27 protein-coding genes are annotated in these 25893 nt (G+C 58.9%); 13 read left to right on the top strand and 14 right to left on the bottom strand.

Features of this window, described 5'->3' with window-relative positions; genetic code table 11:
• Positions 1-245: 245 nt before the first annotated feature.
• From nrdF to ACOTXT_RS01890, 5 genes are all read right to left on the bottom strand, one after another.
• Positions 246-1205: a class 1b ribonucleoside-diphosphate reductase subunit beta gene (gene nrdF / locus ACOTXT_RS01910; protein WP_055321953.1), complete on the bottom strand. Its 960-nt coding sequence runs from the start codon at positions 1203-1205 to the stop codon at positions 246-248.
• A gap of 9 nt (positions 1206-1214) precedes the next feature.
• Positions 1215-3359, bottom strand: coding sequence for a class 1b ribonucleoside-diphosphate reductase subunit alpha (gene nrdE, locus ACOTXT_RS01905; protein ID WP_023294400.1), 2145 nt, complete (start codon positions 3357-3359; stop codon positions 1215-1217).
• Positions 3332-3742, bottom strand: a complete 411-nt coding sequence (gene nrdI, locus ACOTXT_RS01900) for a class Ib ribonucleoside-diphosphate reductase assembly flavoprotein NrdI (RefSeq protein ID WP_023294399.1) — start codon at positions 3740-3742, stop codon at positions 3332-3334. The genes nrdE and nrdI overlap by 28 nt, the downstream gene beginning before the upstream one ends.
• Positions 3739-3978 carry a glutaredoxin-like protein NrdH gene (nrdH, locus tag ACOTXT_RS01895; RefSeq protein WP_008502570.1) on the bottom strand — a complete coding sequence of 80 codons (240 nt, stop codon included), beginning with the start codon at positions 3976-3978 and terminating at the stop codon, positions 3739-3741. The genes nrdI and nrdH overlap by 4 nt, the downstream gene beginning before the upstream one ends.
• 242 nt (positions 3979-4220) lie before the next feature.
• On the bottom strand, positions 4221-4547 hold the full coding sequence (locus ACOTXT_RS01890; RefSeq protein WP_008502569.1) for a DUF883 domain-containing protein: 327 nt from the start codon (positions 4545-4547) through the stop codon (positions 4221-4223).
• 160 nt (positions 4548-4707) lie between these two features.
• On the opposite strand from ACOTXT_RS01890, the gene ACOTXT_RS01885 reads away from it, so the two are divergent.
• Positions 4708-5052 carry a DUF2002 family protein gene (locus ACOTXT_RS01885; RefSeq protein ID WP_008502568.1) on the top strand — a complete coding sequence of 115 codons (345 nt, stop codon included), beginning with the start codon at positions 4708-4710 and terminating at the stop codon, positions 5050-5052.
• A gap of 32 nt (positions 5053-5084) precedes the next feature.
• Here the strand turns inward: ACOTXT_RS01885 and alaE are convergent, their stop codons facing one another.
• Entirely contained in the window at positions 5085-5534 is a 450-nt protein-coding gene (alaE, locus tag ACOTXT_RS01880) for an L-alanine exporter AlaE (protein WP_008502567.1), read from the bottom strand.
• Positions 5535-6027: 493 nt separating this feature from the next.
• On the opposite strand from alaE, the gene stpA reads away from it, so the two are divergent.
• A complete protein-coding gene (gene stpA, locus ACOTXT_RS01875; protein ID WP_008502566.1) occupies positions 6028-6432 on the top strand; it encodes a DNA-binding protein StpA in 405 nt (134 codons plus the stop codon).
• A gap of 38 nt (positions 6433-6470) precedes the next feature.
• On the opposite strand, the gene ACOTXT_RS01870 is transcribed toward stpA, so the two are convergent.
• The 3 genes from ACOTXT_RS01870 to ACOTXT_RS01860 form a co-directional block, all read right to left on the bottom strand.
• Positions 6471-6650 carry a hypothetical protein gene (locus ACOTXT_RS01870; protein ID WP_213375003.1) on the bottom strand — a complete coding sequence of 60 codons (180 nt, stop codon included), beginning with the start codon at positions 6648-6650 and terminating at the stop codon, positions 6471-6473.
• 79 nt (positions 6651-6729) lie between these two features.
• Positions 6730-7251, bottom strand: a complete 522-nt coding sequence (locus tag ACOTXT_RS01865; RefSeq protein WP_023344777.1) for a rhodanese family protein — start codon at positions 7249-7251, stop codon at positions 6730-6732.
• A 9-nt stretch (positions 7252-7260) separates the two neighbouring features.
• Positions 7261-7560: an ArsR/SmtB family transcription factor gene (locus ACOTXT_RS01860; protein WP_008502563.1), complete on the bottom strand. Its 300-nt coding sequence runs from the start codon at positions 7558-7560 to the stop codon at positions 7261-7263.
• Positions 7561-7741: 181 nt separating this feature from the next.
• Here ACOTXT_RS01860 and ACOTXT_RS01855 point away from each other — a divergent pair, with 181 nt between their 5' ends.
• Complete coding sequence (locus ACOTXT_RS01855) at positions 7742-7900, top strand: YqaE/Pmp3 family membrane protein (RefSeq protein ID WP_008502562.1); 159 nt, start codon at positions 7742-7744, stop codon at positions 7898-7900.
• Here ACOTXT_RS01855 and ACOTXT_RS01850 read toward each other — a convergent pair.
• Entirely contained in the window at positions 7897-8826 is a 930-nt protein-coding gene (locus tag ACOTXT_RS01850; protein WP_008502561.1) for a LysR substrate-binding domain-containing protein, read from the bottom strand. The two genes, ACOTXT_RS01855 and ACOTXT_RS01850, sit on opposite strands and share 4 nt — an antisense overlap.
• 319 nt (positions 8827-9145) lie before the next feature.
• Here ACOTXT_RS01850 and ACOTXT_RS01845 point away from each other — a divergent pair, with 319 nt between their 5' ends.
• The 7 genes from ACOTXT_RS01845 (at position 9146) to ACOTXT_RS01815 (ending at position 17576) form a co-directional block, all read left to right on the top strand.
• Positions 9146-9751, top strand: a complete 606-nt coding sequence (locus ACOTXT_RS01845; protein WP_008502560.1) for an ankyrin repeat domain-containing protein — start codon at positions 9146-9148, stop codon at positions 9749-9751.
• Between the two features lie 108 nt (positions 9752-9859).
• The gene (gene fdrA / locus ACOTXT_RS01840; protein ID WP_333163999.1) at positions 9860-11401 is read left to right on the top strand and encodes an acyl-CoA synthetase FdrA; all 1542 of its coding nucleotides are present in this window, start codon (positions 9860-9862) and stop codon (positions 11399-11401) included.
• Positions 11401-12816 carry a DUF1116 domain-containing protein gene (locus tag ACOTXT_RS01835; RefSeq protein WP_055321950.1) on the top strand — a complete coding sequence of 472 codons (1416 nt, stop codon included), beginning with the start codon at positions 11401-11403 and terminating at the stop codon, positions 12814-12816. Before fdrA ends, ACOTXT_RS01835 begins: the two co-directional genes overlap by 1 nt.
• 11 nt (positions 12817-12827) lie before the next feature.
• Positions 12828-14381 carry a xanthine permease gene (locus ACOTXT_RS01830; RefSeq protein WP_333164002.1) on the top strand — a complete coding sequence of 518 codons (1554 nt, stop codon included), beginning with the start codon at positions 12828-12830 and terminating at the stop codon, positions 14379-14381.
• Complete coding sequence (locus tag ACOTXT_RS01825) at positions 14378-15334, top strand: carbamate kinase family protein (RefSeq protein ID WP_213374999.1); 957 nt, start codon at positions 14378-14380, stop codon at positions 15332-15334. The genes ACOTXT_RS01830 and ACOTXT_RS01825 overlap by 4 nt, the downstream gene beginning before the upstream one ends.
• Position 15335: 1 nt before the next feature.
• Positions 15336-16715, top strand: a complete 1380-nt coding sequence (locus ACOTXT_RS01820; RefSeq protein ID WP_333164007.1) for an amidohydrolase family protein — start codon at positions 15336-15338, stop codon at positions 16713-16715.
• Between the two features lie 126 nt (positions 16716-16841).
• Positions 16842-17576, top strand: a complete 735-nt coding sequence (locus ACOTXT_RS01815) for a class I SAM-dependent methyltransferase (protein WP_333164010.1) — start codon at positions 16842-16844, stop codon at positions 17574-17576.
• On the opposite strand, the gene ACOTXT_RS01810 is transcribed toward ACOTXT_RS01815, so the two are convergent.
• Positions 17570-18172: a short chain dehydrogenase gene (locus ACOTXT_RS01810; RefSeq protein ID WP_008502553.1), complete on the bottom strand. Its 603-nt coding sequence runs from the start codon at positions 18170-18172 to the stop codon at positions 17570-17572. The two genes, ACOTXT_RS01815 and ACOTXT_RS01810, sit on opposite strands and share 7 nt — an antisense overlap.
• Positions 18173-18269: 97 nt before the next feature.
• Between ACOTXT_RS01810 and ACOTXT_RS01805 the strand changes: the two genes are divergently transcribed.
• The 3 genes from ACOTXT_RS01805 (at position 18270) to ACOTXT_RS01795 (ending at position 20954) form a co-directional block, all read left to right on the top strand.
• Positions 18270-19157, top strand: coding sequence for a LysR family transcriptional regulator (locus ACOTXT_RS01805; RefSeq protein ID WP_333164012.1), 888 nt, complete (start codon positions 18270-18272; stop codon positions 19155-19157).
• 20 nt (positions 19158-19177) lie between these two features.
• A complete protein-coding gene (locus ACOTXT_RS01800) occupies positions 19178-20359 on the top strand; it encodes a PLP-dependent aminotransferase family protein (RefSeq protein ID WP_008502551.1) in 1182 nt (393 codons plus the stop codon).
• 85 nt (positions 20360-20444) lie between these two features.
• The gene (locus ACOTXT_RS01795) at positions 20445-20954 is read left to right on the top strand and encodes a DUF6622 family protein (protein ID WP_021241976.1); all 510 of its coding nucleotides are present in this window, start codon (positions 20445-20447) and stop codon (positions 20952-20954) included.
• 83 nt (positions 20955-21037) lie between these two features.
• On the opposite strand, the gene ACOTXT_RS01790 is transcribed toward ACOTXT_RS01795, so the two are convergent.
• Genes ACOTXT_RS01790 through ACOTXT_RS01780 form a run of 3 tightly spaced genes read right to left on the bottom strand, consistent with a single transcriptional unit; the run spans position 21038 to position 25816 of the window.
• Entirely contained in the window at positions 21038-22207 is a 1170-nt protein-coding gene (locus ACOTXT_RS01790; RefSeq protein WP_085930317.1) for an HlyD family efflux transporter periplasmic adaptor subunit, read from the bottom strand.
• Positions 22208-22217: 10 nt separating this feature from the next.
• On the bottom strand, positions 22218-24416 hold the full coding sequence (locus ACOTXT_RS01785) for a type I secretion system permease/ATPase (protein WP_333164015.1): 2199 nt from the start codon (positions 24414-24416) through the stop codon (positions 22218-22220).
• On the bottom strand, positions 24413-25816 hold the full coding sequence (locus tag ACOTXT_RS01780; protein WP_023294384.1) for a TolC family outer membrane protein: 1404 nt from the start codon (positions 25814-25816) through the stop codon (positions 24413-24415). The genes ACOTXT_RS01785 and ACOTXT_RS01780 overlap by 4 nt, the downstream gene beginning before the upstream one ends.
• Between the last annotated feature and the right edge of the window lie 77 nt (positions 25817-25893).

Below are 25893 nucleotides of genomic sequence, written 5' to 3'. Positions count from 1 at the left end.
ATCTGAGACAACCCTGGGTTTGCTTATGACGTAAATTTTCAGGGAGGCGAAATGGCTGAATTTCCCATGAGTAAAGGGCTGAGCGGGATTTGAATTTTTCTCAATTTTTTGCTGCGGCATCGGGGAATTTCGCCTGAATCGGGTGATTCAGGCGAATAGGGCGCGGAAATGACAGTGTAGTTGTTTTGTAAATATTGGAGAGGAAATTGTTGGGTTTATATTAAATTAACGAACGTTAACGTTCATTAAAAATCCCAGTCATCATCCTCGGTTTCCACCGCTTTGCCCATCACGTACGACGAACCCGAGCCGGAGAAGAAATCGTGGTTTTCGTCGGCGTTGGGCGACAGCGCGGAGAGAATCGCCGGGTTAACCTCCGCCATTTCCGGCGGAAACAGCGCCTCGTAACCCAGGTTCATCAGCGCCTTGTTGGCGTTGTAGCAAAGGAAAGCGTTGACGTCTTCCTCCCAGCCGGTGCCGGCGTAGAGTTCCTCGGTATAGCTCAGCTCGTTGTCGTACAGATCCATCAGCAAATCGAGCGCAAACCCTTTAAGCTCCTCGCGCTCCGCGTCGCTGACCTTTTCCAGCCCTTTCTGATACTTATAGCCGATGTAATACCCGTGCACCGCTTCATCCCGAATGATGAGGCGAATCAAATCGGCGGTGTTGGTGAGCTTGCCTCGGCTCGACCAGTACATGGGCAGCCAGAAGCCAGAATAGAAGAGGAATGATTCCAGAAACACGCTGGCGATCTTCTTCTTCAGCGGCTCGTCGGCCCGATAATACGCCAGTACCAGCTCCGCCTTTCTTTGTAACGACTCGCTCGCTTCGCTCCAGGCGTAGGCCGCGTCCACGTCTTTGGTCTGGCACAGCGTGGAGAAAATCGAGCTGTAGGAGCGGGCGTGCACCGCCTCCATAAAGCTAATGTTCGACATCACCGCCTCTTCGTGCGGCGTCAGCGCGTCACCCATCAGAGCCGGTGCGCCAACGGTATTCTGAATGGTGTCCAGCAGCGTCAGGCCGGTAAAGACGCGGATCGTTAGCTGCTGCTCGGTGTGGCTCAGGGTTTGCCAGGCCGGAATATCGTTGGAGAGCGGAACCTTTTCCGGCAGCCAGAAGTTGCTGGTCAGGCGGTTCCACACTTCCAGATCTTTGTCGTCCTGGATCTTGTTCCAGTTAACGGCGCTCACGCGTGACAGTTTCATCCTTTCTCCTTACAGCGCGCAGGACACGCAGCCTTCGATTTCGGTGCCTTCCAGCGCAAGCTGGCGCAGGCGAATGTAGTAGAGCGTCTTGATACCTTTCTTCCAGGCGTAGATTTGCGCTTTGTTGATGTCCCGCGTGGTGGCGGTATCCGGGAAGAACAGCGTCAGCGACAGCCCCTGATCCACGTGTTTCGTCGCCTCGGCGTAGGTATCGATGATTTTTTCCGGGCCAATCTCGTATGCGTCCTGATACAGCGCCAGGTTCTCGTTGGTCATAAACGGGGCAGGGTAGTAAACGCGTCCGGTTTTGCCTTCTTTGCGAATTTCAATCTTCGACACGATCGGGTGAATGCTCGACGTGGCGTGGTTGATGTAGGAGATAGAGCCGGTTGGCGGCACCGCCTGCAGGTTCTGGTTGTAGATGCCGTAGCGCATCACGTCATCACGCAGCTGCTGCCACATCTCGCGCGTGGGCAGAACGATCCCGGCGCGGGCAAACAGCTCCCTTACTCGCGCCGTTTTCGGCTGCCAGTCGCCTTCCAGATACTGGCTGAAATACTCTCCGCTGGCGTAGCGCGACTGTTCAAAGCCCGCGAAACGCTGGTTGCGCTCGCGCGCCAGCATCATCGAGGTATGCAGCGCGTGCCATGTGACGGTGTAAAAATAGAGGTTGGTGAAGTCCAGCCCTTCCGGGCTGCCGTAGGCGATGCCTTCCCGCGCCAGGTAGCCGTGCAGGTTCATCTGCCCGAGGCCAATGGCGTGCGACGCGGCGTTGCCCGCCTCGATGGACGGCACGCTGCGGATATGGCTCATGTCCGACACCGCCGTCAGCCCGCGAATGGCGGTTTCTATCGTGCGGCCAAAGTCGGGGGAATCCATGGTGTGGGCGATATTCAGCGACCCGAGGTTGCAGGAGATGTCTTTGCCGATCTCCGCGTAGTCCAGATTCTCGTCATAGCGGGAGGCGCTGTTGACCTGCAAAATCTCCGAGCACAGGTTGCTCATGTTGATGCGCCCGGCAATTGGGTTTGCGCGGTTCACCGTGTCCTCGTACATGATGTACGGATAGCCGGACTCAAACTGAATTTCGGCAAGCGTCTGGAAGAAATCGCGGGCGTTGATGGTTTTTTTGCGGATGCGATCGTCGGCCAGCAGCTCGTCGTACAGCTCGCTGATGGCTACGTCGCCAAAGGCTTTGCCGTAAATTCGCTCAACGTCATACGGCGAGAAAAGCGCCATCTCGGCATTCTCTTTGGCGAGCTTAAAGGTGATATCCGGGATCACCACGCCCAGCGACAGGGTTTTGATGCGGATTTTTTCGTCGGCGTTTTCGCGCTTGGTATCGAGGAAACGCAGAATGTCGGGGTGGTGCGCGTGCAGATAAACCGCACCCGCGCCCTGACGCGCGCCAAGCTGGTTGGCGTAGGAGAAGGCATCTTCCAGCATCTTCATGACCGGGATCACGCCGGAGGACTGGTTTTCGATGCGCTTAATCGGCGCGCCCGCTTCACGCAGGTTCGAGAGCAGAAACGCCACGCCGCCGCCGCGTTTGGAGAGCTGCAGCGCCGAGTTCACCGCGCGGCCTATCGACTCCATATTATCTTCAATGCGCAGCAGGAAGCAGGAGACCAGCTCGCCGCGCTGGGCTTTGCCGCAGTTGAGAAAGGTCGGCGTGGCAGGCTGGAAGCGGCCGGAGAGGATCTCGTCGGTGAGCTGTTGCGCCAGCGCTTCATCGCCCTGCGCCAGGGTCAACGCGACCATCACCACGCGATCTTCAAAGCTTTCTAAGTAGCGCTTACCGTCGAAGGTCTTCAGGGTGTAGCTGGTGTAGAACTTCCACGCGCCAAGGAACGTCTGGAAACGAAAGCCGCTGGCGTGGGCGCGTTCAAACAGCTTCACGACGAAGGCGCGTGCGTAGCGGGTGAGGACGCGGGCGTCGTAGTAACCTTCGTTAACCAGGTGGTCGAGACGTTCATCCTGGCTCGCGAAGGTCACGCTGTTGGGCCGCACGTGGGCGGCAAAAAAGGCGTCCACCGCCTCACGGTCTTTATCAAACTGAATGCGTCCCTCCCGGTCATAGAGGTTAAGCATCGCGTTTAATGCGTGGTAATCCGGCGTCGCCTGTATTACCCGTTCTGCGGTTGTCGTTGCCAAAATTCGTTCACTCCTTTACGCACGTTTTCGACGTCCTGCTGTGTCCCCATCAGCTCAAAGCGATAGAGATACGGCACGCCGCATTTTTGAGAGATGACATCTCCGGCGCGGCCAAAGGCATCGCCGAAATTGCGATTACCCGCCGCGATCACGCCTCGGATTAGCCCGCGGTTATGCGGATCGTTCAGAAAGCGGATCACCTGACGAGGCACTGCGCCCGCCGTACCGCCGCCGCCGTAGCTGGGCACCACCAGAATGTACGGTTCTTCTACCCGGATGCGCTCCCGCTCGTTAAGGGGAATGCGCACCGCAGGCAGCCCGACGCGCTCAATAAAACGGAGCGTGTTTTCCGAGCTGCTGGAGAAGAAGACCAGCCGAATCATGCCCGTGCGGCCTGCGCGGCGATGCGGTTGATCATGTCCGGACGGAAGCCAGACCAGCTGGTCTCCCCGGCCACCACCACCGGAAGCTGACGGAAACCCTGCGCGCGAAGGGTATCGGCGGCCTCGGGCTGCTGGTCAATATTCACCATCTCAAACGCCACGCCGCGGCTTTCCATCGCCCGTTTGGTCGCGTGGCACTGAACACAATCGTTACGAGTGTAAATAATAATGCTCATGATTCGTATTTCCATTTAAAATGAGAGAGCGGCGCGAATCATCGCGTCAGGTTGTGTGTATCTTGCTAAAAGGAATACTAGATGTAGTTGTCTTAAGTTTCAACCATACAAGATATGGGAAATTTAGATTGATGATGCCCTGATGATGAGCACAGCGGGCAGGGGATGTTGTACGGGTTTTTCAGGCTTGCGGGCATTAAAAAGCCCCGGTGCCAGCGGCGACCGGGGCTGATGGCTCGCGCTTACTTACGCAGGCTAAGCAGAGCGCCGACGAAGATCCCGACTGCCGCTACCGTGCCGAGCGTGCAGAGCGGTTTTTCGCGCACGAAGGTCGTTGCGCAGCTGACCGCATCGCAGGCAGCCTGTGTGGTACGCGTGCGGCCATTTAGGCGTGCGCGGGTTTCACGGAGCAGAGACTGAGCCTTACGTTTTGCGGCATCCGCTTCGTCCTTCGCGTCACTCCCCCAGGATTTCAGCACCTCTTCCAGCGTGTCTGCTAATTGGCTGACATCATTACGAATATCCTGAGCGTCGTCGTTAATATCGTTTCGGTTCGGTCTGTTAAACATACGATCCTCCGTAATTTTGTGTTCCCGTTCAGTTTAGTTCAGAAATTTAATATCTGAAGCGCATCACGCGATATCCGCCAGTTTATGGACTATTCTGAAAGCCCTGCTAATGCTGAATACTGTAAGGTTGCCGGGCAGGAAAAGATAACGAGGAAAAGATATGTATTTACGACCTGACGAGGTGGCACGCGTTCTTGAAAAAGAGGGATTCACCATGGATGAGGTGACGCCAAAAGCGTATGGATATCGCCGTGGCGAGAATTATGTTTACGTTAATCGTGAAGCAAGAATGGGACGTACCGCTCTCATTATTCACCCGACGCTGAAAGACAGAAGTCTGTCATTTGCTGAGCCTGCCTCGGATATTAAAACCTGCGATCATTATCAGCAATTTCCGCTCTATTTAGGCGGAGAGACGCATGAGCATTATGGTATTCCGCATGGCTTCAGTTCACGCATGGCGCTGGAACGGTTTTTGAAGGGACTGTTTGGCGACGTACAGTAAATTTGCGACTGGCCTGCGCCAGTCGCTTCACATCACGCTTTAGCCTGGCTGTACTGGCTGACCTTAAACAGGCGGCGACAGTAGTCGAGGAAATAGCCATACACCGCCCCCATCAGCATTGAAATCACAATATTCGAACTGACCGCCGCCGCGATCTGGTGCCAGTCCGCGCCCACCGTCAGCAGAATGGCCACGTAAACCGGCGACTGGAACGTCACATAGGCCAGAACGTCTGCCAGGTTTTTCACCCAGCCTGCGGGGCTGATACGCCGCGCGAAGCGCATGACGGCATCGCGGTATAAACCGTAAGGCCAGGCAATAATAATATTGACCGGAATCGCCACCAGACGAGAAGAAAGTGACTGCTCGAAGGACATTCCGGAGAGGAATATTTCGATCAACATGTTCACAACGGAACAGTAGACAACCATCGCGAAAGTATCCGCCACAGCATGGCGAAGGCGTGATTGCGGTGAGAACATGTCTGAACTCCTTGAGAAGAACACAAAAGAAACGATTTTCCCGAAGCGGTTAGTGCTTTAGGTTGGTTTGTTTGACGTGTATAGCGTATATCTCTACGTTTGAACTAACAACTAGTGATTAATTTTTATTTAATCGCGTTTTGTCCACAAAATTCTCTAAAATTGATGGTTTTTTGTTCGCTTCGTTATAATCTGTCTCGTGCGATAGTTTTTTGTTTTAAATCATGGGGTTAACTATCTTGATGTTGAAAGGTAAGTCAGTGCTTTTGTGGGTAGCGCAGAATGCTGAAATTTTGATTAAGGTCGACCCTTTATATTGCAGTGATGATTGAATCCCTGCGTATCGCTCAGACGTTATAAGATAATATTAACGGCGACAGTTAAACATATTTACGCTATTGGCAGGGCAGCCCGCGGGTAGATATTTCACCGGAAATGAATTATTCTGTCGGTGATTTATCTATTTACCCTAAACAAAAGGTTTTCAAATAATATGTCTTTGACGTTACAGAATCTTAATAATATCCGAACTCTGCGCGCCATGGCACGCGAATTATCCCTGGACGTTCTTGAGGAAATGCTGGAAAAAGTCAGGGTCGTTGCTGAAGAGAAACGTAGTGAGCTGGCGGAATTAGAGCAGCAGAGAGCCGAGCAGCAGGAGAAAATTAATGCCCTGCTGGAGCGGATGAAAGCCGATGGTATTTCACCGACCGATCTGCTGGGCTCTGAACTGGCGCAGACGGGTAAATCCACGAAAAAGCGTAAGCCGCGTGAAGCGAAATACCGCTTTATTGACCAGAACGGTGAAGAGAAAACGTGGACCGGCCAGGGCCGTACGCCGAAGCCTATTGCCAGCGCGCTGGCAGAGGGGAAATCACTGGATGATTTTCTGATCTAATGCGTGAACCGGGCGGAACATACCGCCCGGCACTCTTTTCAGCAGACGCCGAAATCACCGTCTTCGGTATACGGTGCCAGCTCGGCGGCTTTCAGGGTATATTTCTCGCCTTGTTCATTGCTGGCCTGTACCGCCACCACGCTGTCACCATTCACTTCAAGCACTTTCAGCTTCGGGCCGCCTTTACGCGGTTGTACATAATCACCGACAGAAAACATATTACCTCCTCATCGTTTTAGCGATCTTCACCTTAGCCCACGTATGACACCGGGTACAGCGTATTTCACCGATTACTGCTTATGAGGTACGCCGGTTCCAGGGCATCACCTTCAGCAGCCGCGCCATGCCGCAAAAACCGGTCACACCGGCGAACAGCAGCCCGGCCCCCACGAAGCCGCTGAGCAGGAAAAAGCCGTCTGAGACGCTATAGCCCAGCACTACGCCGCAGAGAATGAGCAGCCCGGCAGCGATTTGCACCTGACGCATCAGCGGCAGCGGCTGGGTTTTGTCTTCGACTGTCTGCAGACCCGCCTGCTTCCAGCCCTGAATGCCTCCTTCGACCACAAATGCCTGAGCGGGGGCGGCCGCCTGCGCAAGGCGATCGGCATTGCCTGAGGTGCGGGCTCCAGACTGGCAGTGAAAAATCACCGTTTCGCCCGCCTGCGTTTTAAGTCCGCCGGGTAAGGTATTCAGCGGCACGGACTGCGCGGCGGGAATATGCTCGCGGGCGTACTCGTCGGCATCACGAATATCAATCAGTTTTGCGCCATCGGCGATGCGGGCATTGGCCTCGCGCGGCGAAAGAAGGGGAAGTGACATGGCGGCTCCTTACGGGCAATAAAGGGTTTTCAGGGTGCTGATGAGCTGATGCACCGCGTCGTTTTTAATGAAATAGAGAATGCGCTGCGCCTCGCGGGTGCTGGCGATCAGGCCTTCCTCACGCATGCGCGCCAGATGCTGCGACGTGGCGGAAGGGCTCAGACCCGTCGCGCGGGCCAGCTCCCCCGCGCTGGTGCCGGGGGCGCCGCACAGCGTGCAGAGGATCAGCAGCCGACGCGGGTTGCTCATCGCTTTTAAAAGCGTTGCGGCCTGCTCTGCGCTGGCCTGAAGCTGTTCGAGTTCAGTCATAGTACTTTAGAGTTTGCTTAATTAAGGTAATGCTAAAGTAATTGTGCGCATTACGCCAGCGTCAAAAGCGTAAAAGAGGGTAAACGCGGAGCAGGGAACTGGCGCAGACAGGTAAACTGGCTATGCTTAGAAAGGGTTCTCTCTATTATTTTCAATGGATTAGCTTGCACGGAGTGTTAATATGGGTTTTTGGCGTATTGTTTTTACCATCCTGCTGCCGCCGCTGGGCGTGCTGTTGGGCAAAGGGCTTGGCTGGGCGTTTATCATCAACATTCTTCTGACGCTGCTGGGCTACTTCCCCGGCCTCATTCACGCATTTTGGGTACAGAGCAAAAGCTAAGCGCGCCACAGTAAATCGCTATAGATATCGGTCAGCACACCCGCTGGACCAAACTGCTGTTTGATCCAGCGCGTGACCTGGCCAGTCGCGGCATGCTGCGTGGCGAGCAGCATGCGCGAGTCCTGACGCGGGTTATTGATACGCCGCGTCACCAGCAGCCCGTCTTCCACCGCGTCCCGCGCCATATACTCCGGTAAAAAACCTATCCCCTCTCCCAGGATCTGACACTGGCATTTGGTATTAAAGTCCGGCACCAGAATCGCCTCCTGACCGTGCAGCAGCCAGCCCACCTTCTTGTTAATGGTGTGTGCGGTATCTTCCACCATGATGTTGGGATACAGGCGCAGCTGGCTCTCCGCTATCGGTTCCGGAACGAACGCCAGCGGATGCGCCGGCGCGATGGCAAACACCCAGCGAATAGCGCCGATCTCGGTGTAGTCAATTCCGCCGCCGTCGAGCAGCGTGTCCGGTGCGCCAATGGCGATATTGGCCTGGTTGTTGATGATGGAGTCCCACACGCCGTTATAGACCTCGGTGGTGACGGTGATCTGGCAGGTGGGAAACTGCTTTTTCAGCACCTGCAGCAGCCGCGCGGTATGGCGCGGCGTATATAACAGCTGGTTGATACAGATGCGCACCCGCGCCTCGATGCCCTGTGAAATGGTATCAATCCCGCGCTTGATGGCGTGGAAGTCGTTAAGCAGGTCGGTGGCTTTGCGGTAAAAGTAGAACCCGGACTCGGTCAGCTCAATGCTGCGCGTGTTACGCACAAACAGCACCACGTCCAGCCCGGTTTCCATCCGCTTGATGGTGTAACTGATGGCGGAGGTGGTGACGCCCAGCTCGGCAGCCGCCTTGCTGAAGCTGCCGAAGCGTGCGGCGGTGGTAAAGGCCAGCAGGTTCTCTTCGGTAAAGATGGAATTCATATCACAGCTTCCTCAGTCATCAGTTTTGAACATATTTTAACAACGCCTTTACAACACATTTGAAGCCGATCACAGTTCTGACTCTTTACTCAGAGCCGCGTCATGCAAGGCTTTTTCAACCATAAGAATAATGCAGCCTGAGGCGCTAAAAAGCGGTTAAACATAAGAAAAAGGTTGCACGGACGCACGTTTTATCCCGACTGTTGAATTTATCTCAACAATGAATTCACTGTCGATGAATCATTTTTAAGCGGATTCTTTTATGACCAGGCTGTTGCTATTCTCGGGTCAAGAGCAATAAAACATCGGGAGTCTGAATATGTCTGCAACTGAACTGGTTACGGAATTTCTGCTGGCGGCAGAAGAGGGAAATAGCGATGCGCTAAAAGCCTGTCTGGAAAAAGGCGTGGATATTAACGCCACTAACCGCCAGAAAAGAACCGCCGTTACGATTGCCAGCCTGAAAAAACACTATTCCTGCGTGGCGTTATTAATTGCCGCCGGGGCAGATATTGATAAACAGGACCAGACCTGTTTTAACCCCTTCCTGATCAGCTGCCTGACGAACGATTTAACCCTCCTGCGGCTGGTATTACCCGCGAATCCGGATCTCGACCGCCTTACCCGCTTCGGCGGCGTGGGCATTACCCCTGCCAGTGAAAAAGGGCACGTGGAGATCGTGCGCGAGCTGCTGGAAAAAACCGACATTAACGTTAACCACACCAACTTTGTCGGCTGGACGCCGCTGCTGGAAGCCATCGTGTTAAACGACGGCGGTGCGAAACAGCAAGAGATTGTGAAGCTGCTGCTGGATCACGGCGCGAACCCGCACATGACCGACAAATACGGCAAAACCCCGCTCGAACTGGCGCGGGAGAAAGGCTTCACTGAGATTGCCGACCTGCTGCTGGCGGCGGGCGCGTAAAACGATCGGTCAGCCCGTTCCGGCTGGCCGCTAATTTAAAAAAGCATTTTTACCGACGTGCATTTTGCACGACGGCGGCCTCCTTTTATCCGTAAACAGGTGCAAATAATGCCAACGAAAATCGTGATTAAAAAGAATACGTATTATGACTCCGTGTCATTAATGTCCGTTTCCACCAAAGCCAATAAATTGCCGGGCGTCGAGCAGGCTTTTGTCGCCATGGCGACGGAGATGAATAAGGGCGTATTAAAAAACCTCGGGCTGTTAACGCCGGAATTAAATGAGGCGAAAAACGGCGACCTGATGATCGTCATTAAAGGCGACGCGGCAAATGATGAAACCCTGGCGGCCATCGAAGCGCTGTTTACGCGTAAAGAGCCCGCGGGCTCCCATGAAGCGCGCTACGCGACGATTGCCAGCGCCAAAAAACATCGCCCGGAGAGCAACCTCGCGGTGATTTCCGTCAACGGCACCTTCGCTGCCCGCGAAGCGCGCCAGGCGCTGGAAAACGATCTCAACGTGATGCTCTTCTCCGATAACGTGTCGCTCGACGACGAGCTGGCGCTGAAGCAGCTGGCGCATAAGAAAGGGCTGCTGATGATGGGGCCGGACTGCGGCACCGCCATCATCAACGGCGCGGGATTGTGCTTCGCCAACACGGTGCGTCGCGGGCCGATTGGCATCGTCGGCGCGTCCGGCACCGGCAGCCAGGAGCTAAGCGTGCGCATCCATGAATTCGGCGGCGGCGTGTCGCAGCTGATTGGCACCGGCGGGCGCGATCTTAGCGAGAAGATCGGCGGCCTGATGATGCTCGACGCCATCGACACGCTGGAAGCCGACGAGGGCACAGAGGTGATTGCGCTGATCTCCAAGCCGCCGGCGCCAGCCGTGGCAGAGAAGGTGCTGGCACGCGCCAAAGCCTGCCGCAAGCAGGTGGTTGTTTGCTTCCTCGGGCGCAATGAACCGCCCGCCGATGAGGACGGCCTGCAGTTTGCGCGCGGCACCAAAGAGGCGGCGCTGAAGGCCGTTTTGCTTACCGGCATCAAAAAAGAGTCCCTCGATCTGCACCCGCTCAACTGGCCATTGATCGAAGAGGTGCGCGCCCGCCTGACCCCGCAGCAGAAGTACATTCGCGGCCTGTTCTGCGGCGGCACCCTGTGCGACGAGGCGATGTTTGCGGCGCTTGCGAAATTCGACGACGTCTACAGCAACATCCAGCCGGATCCGGCTAAGCGCCTGAGCGACATAAGCGTCAGTAAAGCCCATACCTTCCTCGACTTTGGCGACGATGAGTTCACCAACGGCAGGCCGCACCCGATGATCGACCCGACCAACCGCATCAGCCGCCTGCTGCAGGAGGCGCGCGATCCGGAAGTGGGCGTCATCGTGATGGACTTCGTGCTGGGCTTCGGCGCGCACGAAGATCCGGTAGGGGTGATGATCGAGGCGATCAAAGAGGCGCAGGCTATCGCGAAGGCCGATAACCGTCCGCTTGAGATCCTCGGCTACGTGCTCGGCACCGACCAGGATCCGCAGTCGCTGGCGCAGCAGTGCCAGATGCTGACCGACGCAGGCGTCATCTGGGCCAGCAGCAGCACCAATACCGGATTACTCGCACGCGAATTTGTCTGCAAAGGGGAGAACGCATAATGACCACCTTATTCAACCAGCCGCTGAACGTCATTAACGTCGGCATTGCGATGTTCAGCGACGATCTTAAAAAGCAGCACGTACCCGTGACCCAGCTCGACTGGACGCCGCCGGGGCAGGGCAATATGCAGGTGGTGGAAGCGCTCGACCAGCTGGCGAAAAAACCGCTGGCGGAGAAGATTGCCGCCGCTAACCAAATCGCCCTGGAGCGCATTATTCAGTCCCATCCGGTGCTGGTGGGCTATGACCAGGCGATTAACGTTGTGCCGGGGATGACCCGCACCACCATTCTGCACGCCGGTCCGCCAGTCTCCTGGGAAAACATGTGCGGCGCGATGAAGGGCGCGGTCACCGGTGCGCTGGTGTTTGAAGGTCTGGCGACGGATCTGGAGGATGCGGCCAGGCTTGCCGCCTCCGGGGAGATCGCCTTCTCGCCGTGCCACGAGCACGACTGCGTGGGCTCCATGGCGGGCGTCACCTCCGCGTCGATGTTTATGCACATCGTGGAGAACAAAACCTACGGCAACCGCGCGTTCACCAACCTCAGCGAGCAGATGGCGAAGATCCTGCGCATGGGGGCCAACGACCAGAGCGTCATCGATCGCCTGAACTGGATGCGCGACGTGCTTGGCCCGATGCTGCGCGACGCGATGAAGATTATCGGCGAAATCGACCTGCGCCTGATGCTGGCCCAGGCGCTGCACATGGGCGACGAGTGCCACAACCGCAACAACGCGGGCACCACGCTGCTGATCCAGGCGCTGACGCCGGGGCTGATCCAGGCGGGCTACCCGGTAGCGCAGCAGCGCGAGGTATTCGAGTTTGTCGCCAGCAGCGACTACTTCTCCGGCCCGACGTGGATGGCGATGTGTAAAGCCGCGCTGGACGCTGCCCACGGCATTGAATACAGCACCGTCGTGACCACCATGGCGCGCAACGGCTACGAGTTCGGCCTGCGCGTCTCCGGCCTGCCGGGGCAGTGGTTCACCGGCCCGGCGCAGCAGGTGATTGGCCCGATGTTCGCGGGCTATAAGCCGGAGGATTCCGGGCTGGACATCGGCGACAGCGCGATCACCGAAACCTACGGCATCGGCGGCTTTGCGATGGCGACGGCCCCGGCGATTGTCGCCCTGGTGGGCGGCACGGTGGAGGAAGCCATCGACTTCTCCCGTCAGATGCGCGAAATCACTCTTGGCGAAAACCCGAACGTCACCATTCCGCTGCTCTCCTTTATGGGGATCCCGACCGCCATCGACATCACGAAGGTCGCGGGCAGCGGCATTCTGCCGGTCATTAATACCGCCATTGCCCACAAAGACGCGGGCATCGGCATGATTGGAGCGGGCATCGTTCACCCGCCGTTTAGCTGTTTTGAAAAGGCGCTGTTGACCTTCCGCGATCGCTACTTTTTATAAGGCATGCATCCATGAAAAACATGAAACTGGAGTGGAAAAGAGGTGACTGGGCGGCGTATTTCGGGTTGATGACCAACAACCTGACCAATCTGCTGACCATGATGGGGTTGCTCATTTTTGTCGTCGGCATCCCGAAGGAGATTGTTTATGGACGCATTGCGCCAGCCTTCGGGCTGGCGGTATTGGCCGCGAGTATTTGCTATGCGTGGTTCGGCATGCAGATGGCGCGCCAGACCGGGCGCACGGACGTCACCGCGCTGCCGTCCGGCCCCAGCGCGCCGTCCATTTTTACCGTGACCTTCCTGGTGCTGATGCCGGTCTATCAGCAAACGGGCGATGCGGAGTTCGCGATTCAGATTGGCCTGGTGTGGTGCTTCGTGGAGGCGATGATCCTGGCGGGCGGTTCGTTCCTCGGGGAAACCATCCGCAAGATGATCCCGCGCACCGTGCTGCTGTCGTGCCTCTCCGGCCTGGGCCTGCTGCTGCTGGCGATGAACCCGATGCTGCAGGCGTTCGAAGCGCCGACCGTGTCGTTCATCGTCCTGCTGCTGATCTTCATCAACTGGTTCGGTAAAAAGCCGATTTTCGCCAAAATCCCGACCGGTCTGCTGTTGCTGATTGCCGGTACGGCCCTGGCATGGATCTCCGGCCTGCAGAGCCCGGAAGCGATCAAAGCGTCCATGTCATCGTTCGGCTTTAACCCGCCGCAGGTGCATGTGGAGGGCTTCCTGCAGGGCTTGCCGCACGCGCTGCCGTATCTGGCCTCTGCCGTGCCGCTGGGTCTGGCGAACTACATCTTTGACCTGGAGAACATCGAAAGTGCCCACGCGGCGGGGGATGAATACCCGACGCGCAAGGTGATGCTGGCGAACGGTCTGGCGTCGATGCTCGGCTGCCTGATGGGCAACCCGTTCCCGGTGACGGTCTACGTCGGCCATCCCGGCTGGAAAGCGATGGGCGCCAGCATCGGCTACACCCTGGCCTCCGGCGTGACCATGTTCATCGTGCCGCTGTTCGGGCTGGGAGCCTTTATGCTCGCCATCATCCCGATGACCGCCATCGTACCGATTCTGGTGTTTATCGGCGTGGTCACCGCCAACCAGGTGGTGAGGGAAACGCCGAAAGTGGAAGTGCCCGTGATCTTCATCTGCCTGTTCCCGTGGATCGCCAACTGGGCGCTGACCATGATGAACAGCGTGATGGGGGCGGCGGGCACGAATGCCGCGAAAATCGGTACCGACGTGCTGCACAGCAAAGGGATCTACTACGAAGGACTCGTCCATCTGGGGAACGGGGCACCGCTCGCCAGTATGCTCTGGGGCTGTATCGCCATTTTCGCCATCATCAATAAACCGCTGCGCGGCGCCATGGCTGCCGCGGGCGGGGCACTGCTGGCGCTGTTCGGGGTGATCCACGCGCCGGTGGTGGGCTTTGCCGAAGGCAGTTCGCTGATGTTCGTCACCGCGTATCTGATGATGGGCGGCATGTTTGTGGTGAAGCATTTTCTCGACAGCCGGGAAGTGACGAGCGCTGCGTCGGGTACTGTTGCGAAGGAGCACGTATGAAAGAGCTTATGGTCGTTGCCATCGGCGGCAACAGCATTATCAAAGACAACGCCAGCCAGTCGATTGAACATCAGGCGCAGGCGGTTAAAGCGGTGGCAGAGTCGGTGCTCGAAATGCTGGCCTCCGACTATGACATCGTGCTCACCCACGGCAACGGTCCGCAGGTGGGGCTGGATCTGCGCCGCGCCGAAATCGCCCACGAGCGGGAAGGGCTCCCGCTGACCCCGCTGGCAAACTGCGTGGCGGACACCCAGGGCGGCATCGGCTACCTCATTCAGCAGGCGCTGAACAACCGCCTTGCCGCGCGCGGGGAGCAAAAAGCGGTCACGGTCGTCACGCAGGTGGAGGTGGATAAAAACGATCCCGGTTTCACGCACCCCACGAAGCCGATCGGCGCGTTCTTCAGCGAGGCGCAGCGCGACGAGCTGCAGCGCGCGCACCCGGACTGGCATTTTGTTGAGGATTCGGGCCGGGGCTATCGTCGCGTGGTGGCCTCCCCGCAGCCGCTGCGCATTGTCGAGGCCGATGCGATCAAGACATTGACGCAAAAAGGGTTTGTGGTGATTGGCGCGGGCGGCGGCGGTATTCCGGTGGTGCGCACTGAGCAGGGCGATTACCAGAGCGTCGACGCGGTGATTGATAAAGATCTCTCCACCGCGCTGCTGGCGCGCGAGATCCGCGCCGACGTGCTGGTGATCACCACCGGCGTGGAGAAGGTGTGCATCCACTTTGGCAAGCCGAATCAGCAGGCGCTGGACGCGGTGAGCGTGGCGCAGATGACGCGTTACAAAGACGAGGGCCATTTCCCGGCGGGCAGCATGCTGCCCAAAATCATCGCCTCGCTGGCGTTTTTACACCACGGCGGCAAGCGCGTGATTATCACCTCGCCGGACTGCCTGCCCGCCGCGCTGCGCGGGGAAACCGGTACCCATATTATTAATGAAGGAAGATAAGATGAGTGAAAATAAAAGCCGCCGTGAATTTATCAGCCAGAGCGGCAAAATGGTGACCGCCTGCGCGCTGTTTGGCGCGACCGGATCCGTCGCGTATGCTGCCGACTCCGCAAAACCAACCTGCGAGACGGGTAAACCGATGACCATCACCGCGAAACATTACTATCTGGACAACGTGCTGCTCGAAGCCGGGTTTAACTTCGACGGCAGCGTGGCGACGAGCACCCGCACCGAGCTGAAAACGCTGGAGATCAAAGACGGGAAAATTGTCGCCCTGCGCGATAACGGCAGCCACGCCGACGCGACCCTGCCGCACTACGACGCGGGTAAAAAGCTGATGCTTCCGGCGATGCGCGACATGCACATTCACCTGGATAAAACCTTTTACGGCGGCCCGTGGCGTTCCCTCAACCGCCCGGCGGGCACCACCATTCAGGATATGATCCGCCTGGAACAGAAGCTGCTGCCTGAGCTCCAGCCCTACACCCAGGAGCGTGCGGAAAAGCTGATCGACCTGATCCAGTCAAAAGGCTCCACCCTCGCCCGCAGCCATTGCAATATTGAGCCGACCTCCGGCCTGAAGAATCTCGAAAACCTGCAGGCGGTGCTGGCGCGCCGCAAGCCCGGATTTGACTGCGAGATCGTTGCCTTTCCGCAGCACGGCCTGCTGCTGTCGAATTCCGAAAAGCTGATGCGCGAGGCGATGCAGGCCGGGGCGCACTACGTGGGCGGGCTGGACCCGACCAACGTCGACGGCGCGATGGAGAAATCTCTCGATCTGATGTTCCAGATTGCGCTGGACTACGACAAAGGGGTGGACATTCACCTGCACGAAACCAGCCCGGCGGGCGTGGCGGCGGTGAATTACATGGTCGAAACGGTGGAGAAAACCCCGCAACTGAAGGGCAAGCTGACCATCAGCCACGCCTTCGCGCTGGCCACGCTCAACGAGCAGCAGGTGGATGAGATTGCTACCCGCATGGCGGCGCAGCAGGTGACTATCGCCTCCACCGTGCCGATTGGCACCCTGCATATGCCGCTGAAGCAGCTGCGGTACAAGGGCGTGTTTGTGATGACCGGCACCGACAGCGTAATCGACCACTGGTCGCCGTACGGTCTGGGGGACATGCTGGAAAAAGCGAATCTCTACGCCCAGCTCTATATTCGCCCGAACGAGCAGACGCTCTCCCGCGCGCTGGGAATTGCGACCGGCGACGTGCTGCCGCTGAACGACAAAGGCGAACGCGTGTGGCCGAAAGCGCAGGATGACGCCAGCTTTGTGCTGGTGGACGCCTCCTGTTCCGCCGAAGCCGTGGCGCGCATCTCCCCGCGCACCGCGACGTTCCATAAGGGCAATCTGGTCTGGGGTACGGTGGGCTAAAAGCGAGCCGGGTGGCGGCTTCGCCTTACCCGGCCTACTGAAACCCTCAAATCGTAGGCCGGGTAAGCGCAGCGCCACCCGGCAATGTTTTATACTGGCAGTCACATTATTAAAGAGGGATCTGCCATGGCACAAAACATCTACGACAACCCGGCGTTTTTCGAAGGCTACGCCCAGCTTCCGCGCTCGGTGCAGGGGCTGGACGGTGCGCCGGAGTGGCCCGCGCTTAAGGCCATGCTGCCGGCTTTAACCGGTAAATCGGTTGTCGATCTCGGCTGCGGCTACGGCTGGTTCTGCCGCGCCGCGCGCGAGCTGGGCGCTGCTGACGTCACGGGGGTCGATATTTCAGAAAAGATGCTCGCCCGCGCGGCTGAACTGACTGACGACGCACGGATTCACTATCAGCGTAGCGATCTGGAATCACTCAAGCTCAACGAGAACAGCCTCGATCTGGTCTACAGCTCGCTGGCGCTGCACTACCTGCCGGAGCTGGATACCCTGTTTGCGAAGGTTCAGCGCGCGCTTAAGCCCGGCGGCTGCCTGGTCTTTTCGATGGAGCACCCCATTTACACCTGCGCCTCGCGTCAGGGCTGGCTGACCGACGATAACGGCGAGCGGTTCTGGGGCGTGAATCATTATCAGGACGAAGGCCAGCGCGTCAGCAACTGGCTGGCGGACGGGGTGATCAAATACCATCGTACGCTGGGCACCACGCTTAACGCGCTGATTAAAGCCGGATTAACGATAAGCAACGTCAACGAATGGGGGCCAACGCAGGCGCAGATTGACGCCTGGCCCGCGCTGGCCGAAGAGGCGGAGCGCCCGATGCTGGTGCTGATCGCCGCCCGCAAGGCTCAGTAGCCGACCTTGTACACCCGCCCGGTCTGCACGCCTTCCACGCTGCGACGATAGGCTTGCGCCACCGTGGCGGCAGGCACGCTTTCGAAGCCCGGGAAGAAGCCATCGTACGTGTCGACCGATTCGGTGAGCACCGTTGGGCTAATCAGGTTGATGCGGATCCCGCGCGGCAGTTCGCAGGCTGCGGCGCGCACAAACCCTTCCAGCGCCGCGTTCACCGTGGTGGCATTTACCCCCTGCGCAATCGGCTCGTGCGCCACGATCCCGCTTATCAACGTAATCGAGCCGCCTTCGTTCAGGTAGTGCTGGCCGGTCAGCGCCAGACGCACCTGCCCGAGCAGCTTATCCTGCAGGCCCTGGTTGAAGTCACTGTCCTTCATGGTCGCGAGCGGGCCGAAGTAGAGGCCGCCGCTGGCGGACACAATGGCATCCACCGGGCCGATTTTCTCAAACAGCGCCTGAACGCTCGCCTGCGAGGTGATATCCACCTGCTCGTCGCCCTGCGTGCGGCCCACGCGGATGACCTCGTGGCGACGACTCAGCTCATCCGTTACCGCACGACCGACCGTACCGCTGGCACCAATAATGACGATTTTCATAGCCGACTCCTTATGTTGTGAGCCTTCATTCTTTAATAAATTAAAATGCGGATAAACTGGGCTAAAGTTAGAAGATTGCTAACCAGAGGTTTGGAATATGGATAAGCTTCGCAGCATGGAGACGTTTATTGCCGTGGTGGAAAGCGGCAGCTTCACCGGCGCGGCGGCACGGCTGGAGATGTCGGCGGTGATGGTGGGCAAATACGTTGCGCTGCTGGAAGCACAGCTGGGCACCCGCCTGCTGGAGCGTAATACGCGCCGTCAGAGCCTGACGGATGCCGGACGCGTCTATTTTGAAGAGGCCCGACGGGTTCTGGAGCAGGTGTCGATTGCCGAAAGCGCGGTTGAACGGCTGCGTGCCACGCCGTCAGGCACCCTGCGCGTCACGGCGCCTACGTCGTTTGGCGGCTGCGCGATCGCCCCGCTGACGGCATCCTTTTTGCAGCGCTACCCGGAGGTACGCATCGAGCTGGATCTGACTAACCGGATGGTCGATCTGGTGGAAGAGGGCGTCGATCTGGCCATTCGCATTGGCGACATTCGTAATGACGATCTGGTGGCGAAATACCTGTGCCCCTACAACATGGTGATCTGTGCCGCGCCGGACTATTTAGCGCAACACGGCACGCCGCAAACGCCAGACGATCTGGTGGATCACCTCTGTCTTTCGCACACGGTGTGGACCGCGCGCAACGAGTGGCGGCTGCCGGGCGTGGAAGGGGAGGTGCGCTGGAAGCGCGATGCCGTTTTACGATGCAATGACGGCTATGGCTTACGCATGGCGGCGCGCGCGGGGGCGGGGCTGTTGCTGCAGCCGGAGGTGCTGGTGGCGGAAGAGCTGGCAAGCGGCAGGCTGGTTCGGGTAATGGAACCGTTCACGCCCGCGCCGAGGTCGGTGCATTTACTGTGGCGTCAGGATTTGCGGCCGCTGCCTAAGCTGACGGAATTTATTGCCCATATTCTGCTAAGATTGGGCACAATATAAAAAAAGAAGGTAATCAAAGAATGTCTGCAAACAAACTCGCCCGCAGCGCGCAGGGCCTGCAATCCTCTGCCATCCGTGAATTATTAAAACATAGCAAAATGGCGGGCGTGATTTCGCTGGGTGGGGGTATCCCAAACCCGGACCTGTTCGATCGCGAAGGGCTGAAAATTGCCTCTGATGCCGTCTTATCGCAGCATTTTGGGGAAGCATTCCAGTATGGCCTGACGGAAGGCGTGCCGGGGCTGCGCGAGGAAATTAAACGCATCTGCGAGGGGCGCGGCATCACCTGTAAGGCCGATGATGTCGTCATTACCTCTGGCTCTCAACAATCTCTGGACGTGCTGGCGCGCGCGTTAATGAATCCGGGCGATACGGTTGTCGTTGAGCGTCCAACCTATCTTGCTGCGCTGCAGGTCTTTGGCCTGGCGCAGGCCAACTTTGAATCCGTCGGCACCGACGGTGACGGCATGAAGGTCGATGAACTTGAGGCGTTGGTGGCAAAGAAAACCATCAAAGCGGTCTATATCGTTCCAACCTTTGGTAACCCAGGTGGCGTTACGCTGTCTGAGGCGCGCCGCAAACAGCTGGTGGCACTCTCGAAGCGCTATGACTTCGTGATTATCGAAGACGATCCGTACAGCGAAATTAACTATACCGATGACGTCTTCCGCCCGTTAATTGCCCATGCCAAAGATATCGGCAACGAAGAGAACGTGGTGTATACCTCCACCTTCTCTAAAATCCTCGCGCCGGGTACCCGCGTGGGCTGGGTGGTGGTACCGGAGTGGCTGAAGCGCGCGGTGGTGAACCTTAAGCAAACCACCGATCTGCACACCAGCACGCTGTCGCAGCTGATGACGTACGAGTACCTGAAGACCGGCCGTCTGGCCGATCAGATTAAAACGATCCGCGAGGCCTATCGCCAGAAATACCGGACGTTCGCCACGGAGCTGGAAGCCGAGCTGGGCGACGTGATGTCGTTCCACAAGCCGAAGGGGGGCATGTTCCTGTGGGCGAAAATGAACAACGGCATGAACACTACCCGCTGGCTGGAAAAAACCTTAAGTAACGGCGTAGTCTTTGTACCGGGCGAATTTTTCTACTGCAACGAGCCGGACCAGACAACGCTGCGCATGTCATTCGTCACCCCAACGGATGAGCAGCTGATAGAAGCGGTTCGACGCCTGAAAAAATCGCTGTAAAAGACCTGCGCATAACGGTGGTTTTGCCGTTATGCGCAATACGCGTTCAGGGCGGCACGGGCCGCAATCGTCCATGGAGATCTCCATGTTTGAATTTCTGATCGGTGTTGTGACGCACACGCCCGTCTGGGTGTGGGTGCTGTTTATCTTCCTTATCTCCCGCGGCCTTAAAGCCCGACGGCCCGCCACCGTGACGCTGGAGCGGCTTGCCATTATTCCGGGCATCTTTCTTATCTGGGATATTTACGATCTGATAGTCTATCGCACGCTGACTCCCGGGACTGTTGCATTGTGGACGGCGGGGATCCTTGCCGGTGCCGCGCTGGGGTATGTCCTGATTAAGCAGGCTGTGATTACCCGCGCAGAGGCGCCGCGCAGCCTTTACCGCCAGGCCGACTACACCGCGCTGCCGTTTATGATGCTGGCGTTCGGGGTGAAGTATGTGCTGGGCGTGATGAGCGCAGTCTCTCCCCAGACGATGCAGCAGCCCGCCATGAGCGCGCTGGCGATCGTCTCAGGCGGCATGTTTGCCGGCGTCTTTATCGGGAAATTTGCGCGCTATGTTGGAGTGTATGTCGCCAGGGTTCCGGTCTGATGCCCTCACCCCAACCCTCTCCCACAGGGAGAGGGAGAAAACCATGTAGGCCGGGTAAGGCGCAGCCGCCACCCGGCGATTGACTACCGCTCCCTCAGCGCCTCTTTCGCCCGGTTGAACGGTTTAATCATGTAATCCAGCACCGTTTTCTCGCCGGTTTTAATATCCACTGTCGCAATCATCCCCGGCACAATCGAGAAATGCCTGCCCGCCTTATTGACCAGGTAATCCTGGCTGGTGCGGATAAATACCCGGTAGTAAAACACCTCCGGCTTGGCCTCGTCCTGAATGGTATCCGGGGAAATGGTCTCGACCACGCCGTGCAGCCCGCCGTAAATGGCGTAGTCGTAGGCGGTGATTTTGACCAGCGCCTCCTGGTTCGGGTGGATAAAAGCGATATCACGCGGCGAGAGGCGGGTTTCGATCAGCAGGTGATCGTCCACCGGCACGATCTCCATCAGCTCGCCGTTGGGCGGGATCACCCCGCCGATGGTGGTGACCTTGATGTTTTTCACGATCCCGCGCACCGGCGATTTCACCGTCAGGCGCGTGACGGAATCCTGACGGCCTTTCAGGATCGCCGAGACCATATCCACCTCCGCGTTGGCTTTCGAGAGCGCCTCGCGGGCCTGGACGTAATACTGCGAACGCACGTCGGTGAGCTTCAGCTCCAGATCGCTTTTCTGCCGCTGCAGGCGCAGCACCTCCACGTGGCTGGCGGCCCCTGTCTTTACCAGCCGCTGGGTAATGGCCAGCTCTTTGTTAGCCAGATCTAACGCGGCGCGAAGCTCCCGCTGGGTATCCTCCAGCTGCGCGCGGCGCGAGTTGTACAGCCGGGTTTCGTCGGCAATCAGATCCGGCCATTTCGCCAGCGAAGGCGGGAATTTCAGCGGCAGATCGTTTACCTCGGCGTACAGGCGGGCGCTGGAGGCCAGCGAGGCGCGGTAGCGCGCCGCGCTTTCGCCGACGTTTGACTCGGAACGGGTCGGATCAAGCCGCGCCAGCACCTGCCCGGCCTGCACCTGATCGCCCTCGTGGACGTTCAGCTCGGTGAGGATCCCGCCGTCGAGAGACTGTAAGACCTGCTCGCGCGAGCTGGGGATCACTTTCCCCGATCCGGTTGACACCTCATCCAGCACGCCAAACCACGCCCAGACGCCCAGCACCACAAACATCAGCAGCGAGAAGATCACGATCCGACGCGCGCCGGTGTAGCCGCTTTCGGAGTCGAGGGCGTTATCCAGATCGTCCATTGCCGCCACGTCACGCTGACTGATTTTCATTTTTCCACTCCCGTCCGGTTGCTGCCTGCTGCTGTTGCTGCTGCATGCGGCTGTTGCTCAGCGCCTGGGCTTTTGGCGCATCCATCACCAGCATGCCCTCTTTCAACACGACCACGCGCTCCACCAGCTCCAGCACCGGTACGCGATGGGTGGCGACGATCAGGGTGCGGTGCCCGAGCCAGTCGCCCAGACGCTGGATGAATTCCCGCTCGGTGTGCTCGTCCAGCGAGGCGGTGGGTTCATCCATCAGCACAATATTCGGATCGCGCAGCAGCATTCGCGCCAGCAGAATCGACTGGCGCTGCCCGCCGGAGAGTCCCACGCCGTTTTCCATGATCGGGTAGTCCAGCCCCTTGGGCAGCTTCTGCACGAAGCCCGCCGCGCCGGTCAGCTCCAGCGCCTCGAAGATCTCTTCGTCGGTGGCGCGCGGCATGCCGAGGGTGATGTTCTCGCGCAGGGTGCCGTAAAACAGCCGCGCGTTCTGGGTCATAAAGCCGACGTTGCGCCGCACGTCCGCCACGTCGAGATGCGGCAGGCTGAAGCCGTCGAGCCGCAGCTCGCCCGCCGCCAGATCCATCCCGCCCGCCATCGCCTGCAGCAGGGTCGATTTGCCCGCGCCGTTGCGCCCGAGGAGCGCCACTTTCTCACCCGGCCCGATCTCCAGGCGGTTAATGCGCAGCGCCATGCGCGGATCGTCCGGCTGATAGCGGAACTGCGCCTGCTCGAAGAGGTAGTGGCCGCGCAGCACGTCCTGGCGGATCGGCGTCTCCTCGCGCTGGTTTTCGGTGGGAAGCTGCATGATGCTGTCCAGCCCCTCTTTTGCCGCTTTGACCTGCTGCCAGCGGGCCAGCACGCCGCACAGCGTCGCCATCGGGGCGATCATGCGGGAGGCCAGCATCGAGGCGGCGACCACCGAGCCGGTGGTCAGGGTGCCGTCGATCACCATCGGCGCGCCGACCACAATCACGGCGGCGTAAACCAGGCTCTGGATGGTCATCCCCCAGCTGATGAGGTTCTGCGTCAGCTCGCGGGTGCGCAGGCCGGATTCGGCGGTGATCTGGATATAGCTGTTCCACTGCTGCAAAAAGCGGTTTTCCGCCTGCATCAGCTTGATGTCCTCCAGCCCCTGCACGCTCTCCACCAGCACCGCGTTGCGCAGGGTCGATTCATGGGCCGACTGCTTTGCCAGCTCCGCCAGCTTTTTCTGCAGCAGCAGGCCGGGCAGGACCATGATCACCGCCGCGACCGGGGCGATCCACGCCAGCTGCGGGGCGATGATCGCCAGTACCACCACGAACAGGAGAAAGAAGGGCAGGTCGACAATCGTCGAGATGGTGGACGAGGTGACCATCTCGCGGATCTGCTCCAGCTCGCGCAGCTGTGAGATAAAGCTCCCGGTGGATCGGGGAATCGCGCTGTTGCGCAGCCGCAGCGCGTGGCCGAAGACGCGATCCGAGACGCGCATATCCGAGCGCTTGCCGAGCAGATCCATAATGTGGCCGCGCGCCACGCGCAGCACGAAGCCAAACAGGGTGGCGATCAGCACCCCGATGGTCAGGACGTACAGCGTCGGGTAGGACTGGGCGGGGATCACCCGGTCATAGACCTGCATGGAAAAGACGATCCCGGAAAGCGACAGCACGTTGATAAACAGCGCGGCCAGCATCACCCAACTGTAGGGGCGGAGATCGCGCATCACCAGCCGGTAGAGCCAGTCCGGACGGTATTTTGAGATATAGGCATCCACGCGGCTGTCCTTCAGCGCGGCGAGTGGCCGCAGGGCAATGACGTGGCGGATAGCGGGCAGCATGGCCGTCATCGACAGCCGGTTGGTGTAGGTCTCATCGTCGAAGAAGCTGACTTCCAGCGTGTCGTCGCCGTCGAAGTGCTCGATCGCCCCGACCCGGCCGTCATTCAGCGCCACTACAACCGGCAGACGCCAACTGTTGATTGACTGCTGGTCAGCGGTGAGCAGCTGAAACGACAGCCCCGCCTCACGCGCCAGCTGGGTGAGGGCGGGCACCATCGGTTTGCCTTTCAGCCACGGTGCGCCTGCGATCAGCGCGCCGGGCGAGCAGGCGACGCGGTAGCGGGTGGCGATAAAGCCAAAGGCCTGCGCCCACTGGGCCAGGGCCGCATCCGTCATGTTTTCACCTTGCGGGATATCACGCTGCTTCATGGCTGGATCTCCACGGTCTGGATGGTGCGGTTATCAAGGTCGAACGCATGACGCAATTGCCCGGTGTTATACAGGCAGTTGAGCTGTAGCTGGTGCAGCTGACCAACGGTCTGCTGCTGGGTGAAGCGCGCCTGATAAACCTCCTGTTCGGCGTTGAGCACGTCGAGCAGGGGGCGCGAGCCGAGGTCCAGATACTGCTGCTGGTACAGTTCGCGGGTGCGTGCGCTGAGCGCCTCCTGGCGACCCTGAATTTGCAGCGTGCTTTGCAGGCTCATCACCTGGCTGCGGGCTTCCAGCAGTTTCTGGCGAACGTCAAGGCGCGTGCGCTGAATGGTGGACTGTGCCGCCTCCACCGCATGTCCGGCGGCGTTACGCCGGGCGGTGAGGCCGCCGCCCTGATAGAGCGGCATCTGCACTTTCACCCAGGCGGAATACTGGGTGCGATCCCGCGTGTCGCTGCCCGCGTAGCGATCGTTCAGGTAGTGGCGCACCTCCGGCTCCAGCGAGACGGTGGGCGTCATCTGCGCGTCGGCGTAGTCGAGGTTAGCCTGGGCGACGTTAGCCTGCGCCCAGGCGGCGAGTACCGCGGGAACCAGTCGGTCGTCCGGCTCGGCGACATCGCAGCTGCGGGCCAGCTTTTGCGGAAAATCATTGCTGATCGCGTTCAGGCTGTTCCAGCCGAGAAAGCTCATCAGCGTCGCGCGGGCGCTGTCCAGGCTGGCCTGGTATTGCATCAGCTGGGCGCGCGCGCCTTCGATACGGGCATCGGTCTGTACCACGTCAGAGAGCGACGTAGCCCCCTCGTCGTTACGCTGGCGGGTCAGCGTGCCGATAGAGGAGAGGGCGTCGAGTTGCTCTTTGGCGGTGTCGACCATCTGCTGCCAGGTTTGCACCTGTACCATGGCGACGGCGGTATCGTGGGCGATGGTGTCGATACTCACCAGCACGTTAGCCTGCTGCTGGGCCACGCCGGCGCTTTCGGCGCGCACCTGGCTGGCCACCTTGCCGAAGTCGTAGAGCATTTGTGAGAGGGAAAGCACCAGCGACGGCGTAAAGCCGTTCTGGTCGCCGTCGTGGGAATATCCGTTGTCCACGCCGGCATTAATCTGCGGATAGTATTTTGATTTTGCGACGTCCACCTCTTCGCTCTGCTGGTAGAGTTTGCCCACGGCTTCGCTGATGGCCGGATGCCAGGTGACGGCACGGTTGACGGCCTCGCCAAGCTGTAATGAACCGGGCGCGGCGTTGCCCGCCACCGGGGCTACGCGACCGTTGAGTGAGGGGAGTTCCTGCGTTTCGCGAAGCTGTCCGGTATTGATCGTTGCCGCCGGATTTGCGCAGAAAGCGGGCACAGATATCAGGCAGCACGAGAGCCACCAGTAAGGCATCTTCATTCCCATGTCATGTCCCTAATAAAAAAGTACAGCTTTATTATGAATGCCCGGGCGCTGTGCGCCCGGGTCATCTGTTGCAGGTG

Source organism: Enterobacter cloacae complex sp. IR5422, from assembly GCF_049238165.1.
GTDB classification, from domain to species: Bacteria; Pseudomonadota; Gammaproteobacteria; order Enterobacterales; family Enterobacteriaceae; genus Enterobacter; species Enterobacter roggenkampii.
This window is presented reverse-complemented; position numbering and strand designations above follow the sequence as displayed.